The 14,486-nt window shown below is 69.4% G+C and carries 10 protein-coding genes and 1 pseudogene; 5 read left to right on the top strand and 6 right to left on the bottom strand.

The annotated features are described in order from the left end of the window. Positions 1-121 precede the first annotated feature (121 nt). Complete coding sequence (locus ABGB01_RS39725) at positions 122-3,745, top strand: S8 family peptidase (RefSeq protein WP_347778954.1); 3,624 nt, start codon at positions 122-124, stop codon at positions 3,743-3,745. Here ABGB01_RS39725 and ABGB01_RS39720 read toward each other — a convergent pair whose 3' ends face one another. Further along, a complete protein-coding gene (locus ABGB01_RS39720; RefSeq protein WP_347778953.1) occupies positions 3,746-4,735 on the bottom strand; it encodes a helix-turn-helix domain-containing protein in 990 nt (329 codons plus the stop codon). 174 nt (positions 4,736-4,909) lie between these two features. On the opposite strand from ABGB01_RS39720, the gene ABGB01_RS39715 reads away from it, so the two are divergent. Both ABGB01_RS39715 and ABGB01_RS39710 read left to right on the top strand, forming a co-directional pair. Then, complete coding sequence (locus ABGB01_RS39715) at positions 4,910-6,952, top strand: cellulose binding domain-containing protein (protein WP_347778952.1); 2,043 nt, start codon at positions 4,910-4,912, stop codon at positions 6,950-6,952. Positions 6,953-7,206: 254 nt separating this feature from the next. Beyond that, positions 7,207-7,578, top strand: a complete 372-nt coding sequence (locus tag ABGB01_RS39710; RefSeq protein ID WP_347619526.1) for a hypothetical protein — start codon at positions 7,207-7,209, stop codon at positions 7,576-7,578. A 45-nt stretch (positions 7,579-7,623) separates the two neighbouring features. On the opposite strand, the gene ABGB01_RS39705 is transcribed toward ABGB01_RS39710, so the two are convergent. From ABGB01_RS39705 to ABGB01_RS39695, 3 genes are read right to left on the bottom strand one after another with little or no spacing between them, the layout of a single operon-like run. Next, positions 7,624-8,160: a YceI family protein gene (locus ABGB01_RS39705; protein WP_347778950.1), complete on the bottom strand. Its 537-nt coding sequence runs from the start codon at positions 8,158-8,160 to the stop codon at positions 7,624-7,626. Positions 8,161-8,175: 15 nt separating this feature from the next. Then, a complete protein-coding gene (locus ABGB01_RS39700; RefSeq protein ID WP_347778948.1) occupies positions 8,176-8,748 on the bottom strand; it encodes a dihydrofolate reductase family protein in 573 nt (190 codons plus the stop codon). After that, positions 8,741-8,878, bottom strand: a complete 138-nt coding sequence (locus tag ABGB01_RS39695) for a hypothetical protein (protein WP_347778946.1) — start codon at positions 8,876-8,878, stop codon at positions 8,741-8,743. The genes ABGB01_RS39700 and ABGB01_RS39695 overlap by 8 nt, the downstream gene beginning before the upstream one ends. 181 nt (positions 8,879-9,059) lie before the next feature. Between ABGB01_RS39695 and ABGB01_RS39690 the strand changes: the two genes are divergently transcribed. Next, a complete protein-coding gene (locus ABGB01_RS39690; protein ID WP_347778944.1) occupies positions 9,060-10,091 on the top strand; it encodes a helix-turn-helix transcriptional regulator in 1,032 nt (343 codons plus the stop codon). Positions 10,092-10,213: 122 nt separating this feature from the next. On the opposite strand, the gene ABGB01_RS39685 is transcribed toward ABGB01_RS39690, so the two are convergent. Beyond that, on the bottom strand, positions 10,214-11,479 hold the full coding sequence (locus tag ABGB01_RS39685) for a flavin-dependent oxidoreductase (protein WP_347778943.1): 1,266 nt from the start codon (positions 11,477-11,479) through the stop codon (positions 10,214-10,216). A gap of 753 nt (positions 11,480-12,232) precedes the next feature. On the opposite strand from ABGB01_RS39685, the pseudogene ABGB01_RS39680 reads away from it, so the two are divergent. After that, positions 12,233-12,352: pseudogene (locus tag ABGB01_RS39680) on the top strand (IS5/IS1182 family transposase); the annotation flags it as partial. 67 nt (positions 12,353-12,419) lie between these two features. Here the strand turns inward: ABGB01_RS39680 and ABGB01_RS39675 are convergent. Continuing rightward, positions 12,420-13,832, bottom strand: coding sequence for a hypothetical protein (locus ABGB01_RS39675; protein ID WP_347778942.1), 1,413 nt, complete (start codon positions 13,830-13,832; stop codon positions 12,420-12,422). Positions 13,833-14,486: the final 654 nt, after the last annotated feature.

The raw sequence follows: 14,486 nt of genomic DNA, 5'->3' as shown, positions 1-14,486 counted from the left end.
TGTCGTTTTGACGACATGTCGTTGTTTGCTCACCCGGTACATGCCCTGCGAACAGGCGCGATGCTCCATTCTCTTGAACGACTGAAACCTGGGTCACCCCCACAGACAGATCGGTTCGTTCATGCGATGGATCACCCCCCTCGCCGCCGCCGGCGTGGGCCTGGCGATGATTGCCGTACCGGTGCCCGCGCACGCGGCGGCCCCCGAGCCGGCGGTCGGCTCGGACCCGCACCGGGTGACGTTGATCACCGGTGACGTGGTGACGGTCCAGGAGTTCGCGGGCGGCAAGCACGCGGCGACCGTGCAGCCCGGCAAGGGCCGCGAGGACGTCAGGTTCTTCACCAAGGAGGAGAACGACGACCTCGTGGTCACCCCCGCCGACATGGTCCCCTACCTCTCGCAGGGGCTCATGGACGAGCGGCTGTTCTCGGTCAGCGACCTGATCGAGCAGGGGTACGACGACGAGAGCAGCGACGTCCTGCCGCTGATCCTGGCGTACAAGGAGAACACGCAGGCCGTCACGCTGAAGAGCGTCAACGCGCGCACCCTGCGGGCGGACAAGGACGCGCTGCCCGTGCTCTGGGGAGCCGAGCGCGCCGGAGCTCGCGGAGGCGAGCCGCGGCTGCGCGACGGACTGGCCAAGATCTGGCTCGACGGGAAGGTCACCGCGTCGCTGGAGCACAGCGTCCCGCAGGTTGGAGCGCCGCAGGCCTGGCAGGACGGGTACGACGGCAAGGGGGTGAAGGTCGCCGTCCTGGACACCGGGATCGACGAGGCCCACCCCGACGTCGCGGCCAGGGTCACCGAGACCCGCAACTTCACCGACGACCCCTCGGCCAAGGACGAGCACGGCCACGGCACCCACGTCGCCGCCACGGTCGCGGGCACCGGCGAGGCGTCCGGCGGGCTGCGCAAAGGCGTCGCGCCCGGCGCCGAGCTGGTCATCGGCAAGGTGCTGGACGCCAACGGCAGGGGCGCCGAATCGCAGGTGCTCGCGGGCATGGAGTGGGCCGCGAGGGAGAGCGGCGCCGACATCGTCAACATGAGCCTCGGCGGCGGCCCCACCGACGGCACCGACCCGCTCAGCAAGGCGGTGGACGTGCTGACGGAGGAGACCGGCAGCCTGTTCGTCATCGCCGCGGGCAACGACGGCGACGACTACTCGGTGGGCTCGCCGGGAGCCGCCACCTCCGCACTGACCGTCGGCGCGGTCGACAGGAACGACGCGCTGGCGCCGTTCTCCAGCCGCGGCCCGCGCCTGGACGAGGCGCTCAAGCCGGACATCACCGCCCCGGGCGTGGACATCGTGGCCGCGCGGGCGGCGGGCACCGGGCTGGGCACGCCGGTCGACGACCGGTACACGAAGTTGTCGGGCACGTCGATGGCCACGCCGCACGTGGCGGGCGCGGCGGCGGTGCTGGCCCAGCGCCACCCGGAGTGGAAGGCCGGGCAGCTCAAGGACGCCCTGGTGTCCACGGCGAAGACCGTCGAGGGACAGACGCCGTACGAGCAGGGCGGCGGCCGCCTCGACGTGGCCCGCGCCGTGCGGCAGGCGGTCTCGGCCACCGCGTCGCTCAGCATGGGCGTGCACGAGGACGGCGGCACCGGCACCCCCGGCGGCACCGTCACCTACACCAACACCGGCCAGGAGCCCGTCTCGCTGACGGTCGCAGCGACCCTGAGCAACCTGGACGGCGACGCCCCCGGCGAGGGAGCCGTGAACCTGTCGGCGACGACCGTCACCGTGGACGCCGGCGCGAACGCGACCGTCGAGACCACCGTGGACCTCACCAAGCTGGTGCACGGCAGACATGTCGGCTACGTCACCGCCACCACGGCGGACGGCTCGGTGGCCGCGCACACCACGCTCGCGCTGACCCGGCGCGGCAAGATGCACAAGGTGCACTTCACCGGCGTCGAGCGGGACGGCAGCCCCGCCCGCGTGCCCCTGATCACCATGTACGGCGCCGCCGCCAGGGACGACGCCTACGGCTACATCCTGCGCGAGCACGAGGGCTGGACCGCGGAGGTGCCGGAGGGCACTTACCACATGCAGGCGATCATGGGTGAGACGAACGACGAGCTGCCGGTCGACTCCCTCGTCGTCAACCCCGAACTGCCGGTCACGTCGGACATGGAGGTCGTGCTCGACGCCAGGACCGCCGTGCCCATCGAGATCAGGACCTCGCAGGAGGTAATGCAGGAGGGCATCTCCACCTACTTCACCCACCGCACGTACGGCTCCCGCAAGATCTCCTTGGCCTCGATGAACTTCCCGTCGGTCGACGGGCTCGCGGTCACCCCCACCGCGCCGGTGCGCAACGGCACCTTCGAGTTCTCCTCGCGCTGGCAGCTGGCCGCGCCCCGGGTGAGCGCCCGGCTGGGCCGCGACGCGCTGGTGGTCCGCCCCGCGATCCGCTCGCCGGAGATCGACGGCAGGAAGCGCTGGCCGCTGGTCGACGGCGGCTCGGGCGACGTGAGCGGGATCGACGTCAAGGGCAAGGCGGTCGTCATCACCAGCGCGTCGTTCGGCGACTGGACGAGCAAGCTGAAGGACATCGCCGCGGCCGGCGCGGCGGCGGTGGTCGTGGTCGGGCCCGACGGCCGGGCCATGTGGCAACCGTGGACGCCGTCAGGCGACCGCGACCCGCTGCCCACGCTGCTGATCACGCACGACCGCGGCCAGGCGCTGCTGGACAGGACGCGCGCCGGCCGTGCCGTGCTCGACGTGACCGGCCAGTTCGCGACCCCCTACCTGTACGAGGTCATGCAGGTCTCCTCCGGCCGGGTGCCCGAGCGGATCGTGCACGAGGTGAACTGGCGCAACACCGCCAGGGTCGACGCCGGCTACCAGGAGTCCGGCGGCGGCTCGTACGGCAAGGACCAGCGGTTCGGCTGGCGGCCGTGGCAGACGTACGACCTGGGCCTGCAGATGGAGACGCAGCGCGTGGTGCGCACCCCGCTACGCAGGGCCGAGTACGTCAGCTCGGGTGACACCCAGTGGCAGCACGTGGTCCAGCACACGCTCACCTGGGAGTCGAGCAGCCGGCTGCGCGGCGGCCTGACCGACCAGCCGAGGACGTACCGGGCGGGCGAGATCGCCAGGGAGCGGTGGTTCGCCCCCGTCGTACGCCCGGCCGTGACGGCCGCCACCCGCACGGGTGACGTCCTGTCGGTGCAGGTGCCCGAGTTCGTCGACGCCGACGGCCACTACGGCTACGCGGGCGGGAGCAACGACAAGGACACCACCGCGGCCCGCGTCTACCGCGACGGCGAGCTGGTGGAGGAGCGCAAGAACCTGCGGGGCGACATCGCCGCCGTGGAGGGTGACGCCGAGTACCGCCTGGAGCTGTCCACGACCCGGAACTCGGAGGAGTGGCGCTACGCCACGGCCACCGAGAGCTCCTGGACGTTCAGGTCCGCCCGGCCGGCGGACGAGCAGCGGTTGCCGCTGCTCGGCGTGGACTACGACGTGCCCGCCGACCTGGAAGGGAAGGTGCACCGTACGCTGCCGGTCGCGCTGGGCTTCACCGCGCGGGACGCGAGGAAGCTGACCGCGGAGATGTCGTACGACGACGGGAAGACCTGGCGCAAACTGCCGCTCCTCCCCCTCGGGCAGGGCCGGTACAAGGCGCTCGTCTCGCATCGCAGGACCGGAAACGGGGTGTCGCTGCGGGTCGTCGCGACCGGCGCCCCGGGCGAGCGGTTCGAGCAGACCGTCACCCGGGCGTACGGGGTGAAGTAGTCACAACCAGCGCTCGCGGGCCGCATGCCAGGCCAGTTGCATCCTGGTCTGCGCGCCCGCGAGCCGCATCAGGTGGTAGACGCGGCGCTGCACCGTACGCAGGCTGAGCCCGAGCTGGCTGGCGATCGACTTCTCCGGCACCCCGGCGACCAGCAGCGAGAGCAGGTAGAGCTCGTCGGCGTCCAGGGGGCAGCCGGGGGCGGTGTCGGTGACCTGCCCGTCCTCCAGGAATCTGATCGGCGTGGCCCGCTCCCACTGGGCCTCGAACAACGCGATCAGCGCCTCCAGCAGGCTGCTCCCGCGCACGAGCGCGGCGGTCGGCTCGGTGGTCCGGCCGGCGTACTGCACCAGCGGGAGCAGCGCGGTGGACCGGTCGGCGATCATCATCCGCACGGGCAGGAAGCGCACGGCCCGCGCCTGCTCGCCCAGCTTGATGCCGAACGCCACGTTGGCCACCATTCCGGGCTCCTCCAGCAGGGCCCGCTCGTAGATGACCCGGTAGGCCACGCCGCGGCCGAGCGCCTCGAGCTCCTCGGTGTTGTCCGTGGACGGCATCACGACGTGCCCGGCCCGGCAGAAGTACATGACCTCCTCGCGGGCGCTGTCCTGGAGGTGGCGTACCTGCTCGCGCAGCGCGGCCCGGCTCGGCAGCACCTCGATCAGCCGGTCGGCGTCGCTGCGGCGCAGGCTCGCGCGGTATTCCTCGGCGAGCTGGTCGACCGCCTGCCGGGCCCAGTCGATCGTCTCCTGCTGCCGCACGAGCCGCGGCCCGAGCGCGATCTCGGGCGCGACCGGCGCGAACCTGCGCCCTGCGCTGCCCGCGACCTCGCGGACGAGCCCCATGCCCGCCATGGACGCCAGCGCGGCGGCCGCGGCCTCCCGCGTGAGGTCCAGTTCCTCGGCCAGCCCGGTCAGATCCGCCTCGCCGGCCCGTACGAGTAACCGGTACGCCCGCTCCTCCACCTCGCCCAGCCCGGCAACCTCCAGCATGTCCCCCATGATGACATGCACACCAAAGGGCACATATGCGCACATATGGTGCAGCGCGCGGTGAAAGTTTCATCGCAGGTTGACGAGCCCGCCGCCCGCCGCTCATGATCATGCTGCCTCCTGGTCAGGAGGAGGCGTCGAGTGATGACCACTGTCCACGGGCGAGGTGCACCGATGCCGACCACCCTGCTGCGGGCCGCGTCCGCGCTCCTGCTGACGCTGACCGCGCTCAACACCCCCGCCGCGTACGCCGGCGCCGCACCGGCCGAGGTGACCGTCAACGCGCGCGCCGCCCTCGCCACCGTCCCCGAGACGGGCATCGGCGCCAACCATGCCATCTGGGACACCCACCTGGGCTCCGACGAGACCGCCGACCTGCTCGATGACGCGGGCGTGAAACTGCTGCGCTATCCCGGCGGCTCCTACTCCGACATCTACCACTGGGCCGACCACACCGCCCCGGGCGGCTACGTCGCGCCTGACACCGACTTCGACGCCTTCATGCGCGGCGTACGGCGCACCGGCGCCCAGGCGATGGTGACCGCCAACTACGGCACGGGAACGGCGGAGGAGGCCGCGGCCTGGGTGCGGCACGCCAACGTCACCAAGGGCTACGGCATCACGTACTGGGAGATCGGCAACGAGATCTACGGCAACGGCCACTACGGCGCCGCGTGGGAGGCCGACGACCACCCCGACAAGAGCCCGGCCGAGTACGCCCGCCACGTCGTCGCCTACTCCGACGCGATGAAGGCCGTCGACCCGGACATCAAGATCGGCGCGGTGCTGACCACGCCCGCCAACTGGCCCGACGCGATCGTGGCCGAGGGCGACGCCGGCAGCTGGAACGAGGTCGTCCTGTCAGCCGCCGGCCCCAAGATCGACTTCGTGGTCCTGCACTGGTATCCCGGCACCCTCGACCGGGCGGGCCACGTACCCGACATGATCCAGCTCACCCGCGAGCAGATCGCCCGGCACGCGGGGCCGGACGCGGGCCGGATCGGCATCGCGATGACCGAGTTCAACACCGGTTCGAGCAGCAACGGCACGAACACCCAGCCCGGCGCGCTGGCCGCCGCCGACTCCTACGCGACGCTGCTGGCGAACGGGGTGTTCACGGTCGACTGGTGGAACGTCCGCAACGGCATCGGCGCCGTCACCGAGGTCGAGGGGCACACCGACTACGGCGACTTCGGCCTGCTGTCGAGCGCGTCGTGCACCTCGGACGGGAGCGTCTGCGAGCCGCCGCTGAACACGCCCTTCGCGCCCTACCACGCGCTGCGGATGATGAGCGCGTTCGCCCGGCCCGGCGACCAGTTCGTCAGCGCCGCGACCGACGAGCCCGCCGTCACCGCGCACGCCGTCCGCCGGCCCGGAGGCGACCTCGCCGTCCTGCTGATCAACACCTCGTCCGGCACGTCCCACCCCGTGACCATCGACTACGAGGGCTACACGCCCGCCGCCGGGCCGCCCACCGTGCTGACCCACACCAACGGCGCCACGTCCATCACCACATCGACCACGGGCAGCGCCACCGCGCAGACCCTCCCGCCCCTCTCGCTGACCACGCTCGTCCTGCACCCGGAGACACCCGAGTCCGGCCGCCCCGGCGCACCCGGGCAGCCCACCGCCTCCGCCGTGACCGCCACCACCGCCACGATCACCTGGCCGCGCGCCACGGCCGGCTCGCGCCCGATCGCCAAGTACGAGCTGCACCGCCGGCACGGCGCCGTCACCGAGCAGCTCGGCGAGACCGGCGGCACGTCGTTCACCGTGGACAACCTCGAACCGGGCACCCGCTACACGGTCAACGTGATCGCCCGCGACAGCGGGGGCGGCCTGTCCTGGTCGTCCCCGCCGCTGACGTTCACGACCACGACGCCCGCCACCGGTTCCTGCACGGCGCGGCTGAGCGTCCAGTCCGACTGGGCCAGCGGCTACGTCGGCGCCATCGACATCACCAACAACGGCGCCCCCGTGAACGGCTGGACCCTGACCTTCTCCTGGCCCCGGTCGTGGCAGAGCCTGGGCAGCGGCTGGGGCGGGGTCTGGACGGAGGACGGTCGGGAGGTCAAGGTCGTCAACGAACCCGGCGCAGGCGCGCTCGCCACCGGCGCGTCGACCTCGATCGGCTTCGTCGGCGACTACAGCGGCCCGAACGTGCTGCCCTCCGTCTTCAAGCTCAACGGAGCGGTCTGCACGTCCGGGCCGCTGTGACGCCGGTCAGCCGACGGCGTAGGCGCGGGTGATCGTCTGGGTCAGCGCGGCGCCGTCCGGGCTCGTCACCGCCACGTTTCGCATCCTTTTGAAGGGAGATCACGAGAGGGCCGGAGAGCACTAGCATGGCCGCCATGCATCCGCCCGGCCCGCACCACCCGTGGAACCAGCCTCCTCCACCCGCCCCTCATGGAGTGCCTCAAGGGGGCCCTCCGGCAGGCCCTCCAGGCGGTCAGGCGCAGCTCGTCCTCGACGTGAAGCGGCACTGGATGGGCTTCATGCTCGCCATGATCACCCCCAAGATCATCCTGAACGGCCGGCCGATGCTGGGCCGGTGGGGCCGCAACGTGATCCCGCTTCCTCCCGGCCAATATCACCTTCATGTCCACCTGCCCTACCTGCTCCCCGCGCAGATCGGCCCTGCGGACTTCACGCTCTGGCTCCAGCCGGGGATGGCGTTCGAGATCGAATACCGCGCCCCCGTGTGGGCCTACGCCCGGGGCGCCCTCGGCCCCGCCCCCCAACCGTGGAACGGGCAGGGCTGCATGATCGCCCTGCTGGTGGTCGCGGGCGGCGGGCTGGCGCTCCTGCTCCTGCTGATCCTCGTCACGGCGCTCTCGCTCTAGATCCACCGTACGTGGAAGGCGTGCCTGGCGACGTCAGACCGTGATTCAGCGTACGGCCTGGATGTCGAGCAGGACGGTGACCTTGTCGCCGACGACGACCTTCTCACCCTCCCCCGCGGCGCCCACGCCGAAATCGGAGCGGCGGATCGTCGTCGTCGCCGAGAAGCCGATCCGCTGCTCGCCCTGCAGTCCGGTCTCATCGAAGCCGAGAAACTCGACCCCCATGGCGATGTCACGCGTGATGCCGCGGATCGTCAGCTTTCCGCGGAGTTCGAAGAGTCCGTCATCCACGGTCAGGCCGGTACCTTCGAAGACCATATGGGGAAACCGGTCGATGTCGAAGAAGTTGGCGGACCGTAGGTCGTCGTCACGCATCCGGACCCCGGTGTTCACCGAGCTCATGGCGACCGTGGCGGTCGCGGAGCAGTCGCTCGGCCGTGCGGCGGTGGTCACGGAACCGGTGAACTCCTCGAAGGTTCCGCGCACCTTGCCCATCAGATGACGGACCGAGAACCCGACCGTGCTGTGCATCGGATCGATGGTCCAGGTCCCTGCGGGAACCTCATCAAGAGCGGCCTTCATCACTGGATCTCCTCCTCAGCGGACTATGCGGTATCTCAAGTGCGTGGCGTTGCGACCTTCGAGCCGGCGGACCGGCTCCAGCTCGATGTGACCGAGGCCCGTCTCCTCGAACAGCCGGCGGCCACCTCCCAGCAGCACGGGGACAAGGTGCAGCTCCAGCTCGTCGAGTTGACCGGCCGCCAGCAACGCCTGCGCGGCACCCGCGCCGTGCACCAGTACCGCACGGTCTCGCGAGGCCTCCCTGGCCTCGGCGGCGCACACGTTGACGTCGGTGTAGAACTTCGCGCTGCCAGGTGGCACGTCACCCGCGTCGACGTGGTGGGTCAGCACGTGGATCGGCACGCCGTCGTGGTGATCGCCTTGCCACCTGCCCGCCAGCTCGAACGTACGGCGTCCCGAGATCACGGCGCCGGTAGCCATGGCCTCGCGGTACACCTGCCCGTTGACCCCTGCGGATCTCCGCTCGTCGAGCCAGTTGAACAGCCGCCCACCACCGCGCCCGAGTTCCTGGCCCTCCCGGTCGTCCGGTCCGGCGATGAAACCGTCGACGGACATGGCCATGTACAGACGGAGCGGCGCGTCAGCCATCGCAGGCACCCCTCTCGTCCGGCAGGTCGAGCACGGTGATCGGCGTCCGGGGCACGCTCCCGGCGGCCTCGTCGAACGGCGGCGATCGCTTCAGGTCTGCGACTCGCAGCCCGACGTACAAGGTCTCCATCGTGACTCCTCCCGCTCACGCGATCAGCTTTCCTCGACCGCGGTGTTCGGGGTATCCCATATTTCTGGGGGTCCGGCTACGCTGGACCATGGTCTACGACCAGGCGATGCGCGGACGGGTCCGCGACGACCTCGTACGACTGGTTCATCGCGGCATGTCCGTGGAGCACTACTGGCGCGCGGTGAGCGACGCCCTGGATGACGCGGTGCCGTCGGCGGGCACCTGCCTGATGACCATGGACCCGGCCACCATGCTGCCGACAGCGGAGTTCGTCGAGAACGGGCTGACCGCGGATTCGATCAGCCGGCTCGTCGACATCGAGTTACGCGAACCGGATTACACCAAGTGGGTCGACATGGCGCGCGCCCGCACAGCGGCGGCGAGCCTGAGCGAGGCCACCGCAGGCGATCTCGACCTCAGCCGTCGTCAGCGCGAGGTCCGGCATCCCGGGGGCTATGCCGATGAGCTTCGGGTCGTCCTCTCCAGCGGCACCGGTACGTGGGGCGCTCTCACCGTGTTCCGCGAGACGGGCAGCCCGCACTTCTCGCTGCCCGAGGTCCGGCTCCTTTCGTCGCTGACCGGGTTGATCTCCGACGGACTGCGCCGGGCGCTCCTGCTGGATGACGCCTGTGCAGACCGCCCTGACACCGGGATGCTCGTGCTGGATCCCGACGACGGTGTCGACCTTGCCAATCGGGAGGCCGAACACTGGGTCGACGAACTCGGCATCGGCGAGCGAGCCGGCACCAGGCTGCCGCTCGTGATCCGCTCCGTCGCCGGCCAGGCTCGTGCCATCGCCGACGGGAGGACACAGGTCGCCGGCATCGGGCTGGCCAGGGCGCGCGTCCGCACCCGTACGGGCCGTTGGCTGATCGTCCGGGCGTCCCTGCTGGGAGAGGGACCGCTGGCGCCGGTCGCGGTGCTGCTCGAGGCGGCCCGACCAGCCGAGATGGCGCCTTTGCTGGCCGACATGTACGGCCTGACGGAGCGGGAGAAACGGGTCACCGAACTCGTCGCGCAAGGCCTGCCGACCCGGCAGATCGCCAACCGGCTGCACATGGCGACGTACACCGTTCAGGACCACCTGAAGTCGATCTTCGCCAAGTCCGGCACCGGTTCCCGGGGGGACCTGGTCGCCCGCCTGTTCTTCGACCAGCGCGCCACCTCCCTGACCGCCCCGCCGGCACCGGACGATCTCCCCTTGGAAAGCTGAACCCCACGACCTGCGCCTGGTGGTCGATCCGTGGGTCCAGCTCCTCCTCAGGTGATCACTGGGGCGCCGAGAACCTTACGATCTCGAAGCTCCCGCCGGTGACACTTTCACTGAGGCACGGTTCAGGACGGGCGTTCGTTGAGCGTCTTGACGTCCATGTCGGCGACCAGCTTCTGAGCGTCCGCCATCCTGGACAGCTCCTGCGCCGTGAGAACCTCCCTGATGTCGGAGAAACCGCCGGGCGCACGTTGTTCGACAAGCTTGACGGTTTCATCCACCGGGAACCGCCGACTGGCCAGAACGAGCTCGCTGGTCACCGGCCGGCGCTCGCTTTCATAGCCGGCCAGGCCCTTGACCGGATCGCCGGCGTTCGCGAGCGCCATGGCCAGGAACCGCGCATCCAGAACCGCCTGCGAACCGCCGTTGGAACCGACCGGATACACCGGGTGCGCGGCATCGCCCAGCAGCGTCACGCATCCGACGCCCCAGAAGGGCAGCGGATCTCTGTCCACCATCGGATATTCCAGAACTCGACCGGCGCCGGCGATCAGCGTCGGCACGTCCAGGAAAGGCAGCCGCCACCCGGTGAAATGCGGGAGCACGTCATCAAGCCGCCCCTCGCGCCGCCAATCCGCCTTGGTCACCGCCGGCCCCGGCTCGGCCACCCGCACCTCGGCCACCCAGTTCACCAGCGCCCGCCCCCGGGCGCGGGTCTGCGCGCAGATCGGATAGGCCACGATCTTGGCCGCGTCGTCGGCCCCGGCGACCACCATGGACGCCCCGTCCAGGCATGACTCCAGCTCCGTGATCCCCCGCCACATCGTGATTCCGCTCCACCGCAGCGGGTCGCCGTGCGGGTGCATCCGCGCCCTGACCGTTGAATGCACGCCGTCGGCTCCGACCAGCACATCCGCCACCCGCACCACCGTCCGGCCGGTGGCCACCTCCCGCAGCCGTACCTCCACCGGCCCCTCACCGGCGCGGTCCACCCCGTGTTCGAAGTCGTCGAAGGCCCATCCGAGGTTCACCGCATCCGGTCCTAGCCGCTGCAGCACCGCCTCGAGAAGGACCATCTGCAGACGGCCACGGTGAATGGAATATTGCGGCCAGTGGTATCCCGCGTTCCGCCCGCGCGGCAGCGTGAGAACCACATCGCCATGCCGGTTGGTGTAGATGAGGTTGTTCGTCGGTATCCCGGTCTCTTCCAACGCCTCACCGAGACCGAGCTCCACCAACTCCCGCACCGCGTGCGGCTGCAGATTTATGCCGACCCCCAGCGGCCGCAGATCCGGCACCGCCTCCACGATCGTGCAGTCGATCCCTGCGGCGTGCAGGCTGAGCGCTGTCGAGAGCCCGCCGATGCCGGCGCCGATGACCAGTACGTTCATGCCCGATCCGTTCCCCGAAGCAACGAAGTCATGCCGCGCCCCTCGGGGCGGCGCAGCCCCCGGCGTCCGGGCACCACGCGTGCGTTCTCGCTGGCCAGGGGTAGGTCACGCGCCATCACCAAGATCGTCAACCCGACCCTGCATAGCTGCCCAGTGGCCCCTGCGGCTCCTGACGAGCGCCATGACGCCGATCGCGCCCGGTACGATCCGAGCCTCGTTCGTCGTCCTGTTCACGGCCGGCTCGTTCTTAGAGGCCGAGCCCACCGTCCCATCATGGACGATCTGCCGAGCTGCGTGGTCGGCCTGAGATCCTTACTTTCTCACCCTCATCACTCAGGTGAACCTAGTCACTCTGTCTCAAGAAGCGTTGGCAGAGAGGTCGTCACCGAACATCAAACGCCCCGAACAGTGATCTGTTCGGGGCGTTCAGCTGGTCTTATGAGGTGGTCAGAGGCGGGGTCGAACCGCCGACCTTCCGCTTTTCAGGCAAGCCGAGCACCCGTTCCCGCCAGGCTCATGACAGCGCTGACCAGGCCCCGACCATCCGCAAGCGTCCGTCAACGTCCGTGATCGTCTGCCGCGGTTGTCACTCAGTTTGTCACGCAGCCACTCCACCAAAGAGGAGCTTCGCACGCCCCTGTACGCCGACCGCGGCAACGGCCACGACAAGTACCGCCGCCTGGTCTGGCGCACCGGCATGAAACCCATCATCGCCCGCCGCGGCACCCCGCACGGCTCCGGCCGGGCATCCTCCGCTGGATCGTCGAACGCACGATCGCGCCCCTGCACTGGTTCCGCCGCCTGCGCATCCGCTGGGAGGTACGCGACGACATCCACGAGGCGTTCATGACCCTCGCCGCCGCAATCGTCTGCTGGCGACGGCTCGTCCGCTGGTCGTTAGGACATCTAAGGTGCTGCGCACCCTTTCTGTGCCCCCTCACTATTGACAGCGGCGGTACTCGTAGGCGGACACGATTCCATACGCTCCGTTTCCCCGGCTGACCTGTATCCCTTCCTCAGGGAAGCTGATCCGTCCGTTGTCGTTGCTTCTTCCTCCCACCCATTCGGTGTAGATGCACCAGAGTTCAGCCATGCTGGCGTACAGGTTGCCCGGGAAACCGGAGCCGCGTGCGGTCCAGACTTTCACCCCGCCTGTGAGGAAGGTGATGTCTCCGTCGGCGTCATCGGGCCCGCTCACGTACTCGGTTCTGATGCCGCCGACGTACAGGATGCCCCGGTCCCGGGAGGCGAGTGCGCTCCCGACTTGCACCACGCCCGGAAGGAAGGTGATGATTCCGTGGCTGTCATTAAGCCCCTTCACGTACCCGGTGGCGATGCCGCTGACATTGGCCTCACCGGCGCCCAGGGCGCCCGGGTCATTGGAGCCGCGATTGCGCCAGACCTTCACCTCGCCCGGGAGGAAGGTGATGTCTCCGTCGGCGTCATCGGGCCCGCTCACGTACTCGGTTCTGATGCCGCCGGCGTACAGCACCCCGCCTTCATGGGAGCCGAATTCGCGCCGCACATGCATCGCGCCCTTGGAGAAGGTGAAGGCTCCGTCCTCCTCGGTCGCCCCCTGTACGCACGGGGTGGTGACACCCTCGATGGCGGTGAGAGCTTCCAGGATGGGATTGCGCACCTGAACGGTCGTGGTGAGGAAGTGCTGCTGTTGAGTCTTGGGGTCGGTGGCGATGAGGATGTAGGTGGTAGCCCGCTTCGGCGCGTCGGGCGGTGACCATTTGCCCCCGGAGACGGGTACGGGCTGCGGCGCGCCCGGGTACAAGATCTCGTAGCCGAAGCCGGCCGCCCCCTCCCAGCGCAGTGTGAGCTTTTCACCGGCGTCGACCATGGCCTTGTCCGGACGGAAGTCGCGCGGCACCGGAAGCTCCTTCGGAGCGGTCTTCACCAGCGCCACCCGCGCGGACCTGGTGGGCAGGCTCTTGGTCTTGGGCTTGGGCATGGTTCTGCCGGTGTTCTCAGTCACCTTCAGCACGGCCAGTCCGGCGGTGGCGGCGACGGTGACGTTCTCCAGCGTCAGCACCATGTAGTCGCCGGAGGCGAAACTCATTGTGCCGCCAGGGGCGGTGGCCTGGAAGGCGTTGGAGCCCTGCCGCTGGACGTTCACCGGTTGGGTGCCGTTGTACTCGCCCTTGGGCTTGATCTTGTTAAAGGCCGAGGTGAGGTCGCCAGCGCCGTTGCCGACGGGCACCTCCACCTTGATCGTGGACCAGAGCACCGCCTGCTGCCCGGTGTTCGTTACGAGCAGGTACACCGTCCCCGTGGACGGCCGCCCGGCCGCTGACGCCGCCAGGGGCGCCGGGTCGGTGATGAGGGTGTAGGTCAGCATGGTCAAGGTCGCGACTCCTTCTCTTGGAGGACGGCGCAGGCTGATGACCGCGCGCCCAGACAGGACTGAACTGGGCAGGACAGGCGGCAATATGGGCGACACATCCGAAACCCGCTGCTTGTGACGCACCGCAGAAGATCACCCCTAGATCCAAACGTCAGCATTGGAGCGTGACAAGAGCACTCAAGGACGCCATAACAGAGCGACTCGGCAACATCCTCAGCGTCTTGACACGGATTCGGACATGCGTGACTGCACCACGACGAGACGGAGCGGCGGCGAGGGAACCTAGCGACTCTCCTGGCTGAAGCTGCAGCCCTCCCAAGACGAAAGGCCGGCGAGTTTGCTGGTGGGAGCAGGAGGTGAGCACGCGCCCTGGCCCTGGTATCGGGCGGAAGATGGCGCACCACCATCAGTCGTGATCGCCTGTTTGGCGGGCGTCCTTCCTGGGGCGGCCTACCAGGGCCGAACCTGCTGTAACACGGGGGGTCCTCCAAGGTGTTACAGCCGGTCTTCCGCGCGCAGCGCGCTCAGTGTCAACACCGCTTCAAAACTGACCCCTTTCCAACGTCTGAAATCTGACCCCTGTGGTGTTGTTGGTGGTTACGGTGTGTCGCGTTCGGCGGCTGGTGTGCGTCCGAGGTCTCGGTTCTTCAGCCG

This window comes from Nonomuraea sp. B5E05, from assembly GCF_039880665.1.
Lineage (GTDB): Bacteria > Actinomycetota > Actinomycetes > Streptosporangiales > Streptosporangiaceae > Nonomuraea.
The sequence above is the reverse complement of the archived record's forward strand: the minus strand, read 5'-3'. Positions and strand labels throughout refer to the sequence as shown.

What these genes read in the sequence shown, in the direction of transcription:
- ABGB01_RS39700 (WP_347778948.1), bottom strand. Translation starts at nt 8,748, where the DNA reads ATGGCTGACGCGCCGCTCCGTCTGTACATGGCCATGTCCGTCGACGGT.
- ABGB01_RS39720 (WP_347778953.1), bottom strand. Translation starts at nt 4,735, where the DNA reads ATGCTGGAGGTTGCCGGGCTGGGCGAGGTGGAGGAGCGGGCGTACCGG.
- ABGB01_RS39695 (WP_347778946.1), bottom strand. Translation starts at nt 8,878, where the DNA reads ATGGAGACCTTGTACGTCGGGCTGCGAGTCGCAGACCTGAAGCGATCG.
- ABGB01_RS39725 (WP_347778954.1), top strand. Translation starts at nt 122, where the DNA reads ATGCGATGGATCACCCCCCTCGCCGCCGCCGGCGTGGGCCTGGCGATG.
- ABGB01_RS39705 (WP_347778950.1), bottom strand. Translation starts at nt 8,160, where the DNA reads ATGAAGGCCGCTCTTGATGAGGTTCCCGCAGGGACCTGGACCATCGAT.
- ABGB01_RS39715 (WP_347778952.1), top strand. Translation starts at nt 4,910, where the DNA reads ATGCCGACCACCCTGCTGCGGGCCGCGTCCGCGCTCCTGCTGACGCTG.
- ABGB01_RS39685 (WP_347778943.1), bottom strand. Translation starts at nt 11,479, where the DNA reads ATGAACGTACTGGTCATCGGCGCCGGCATCGGCGGGCTCTCGACAGCG.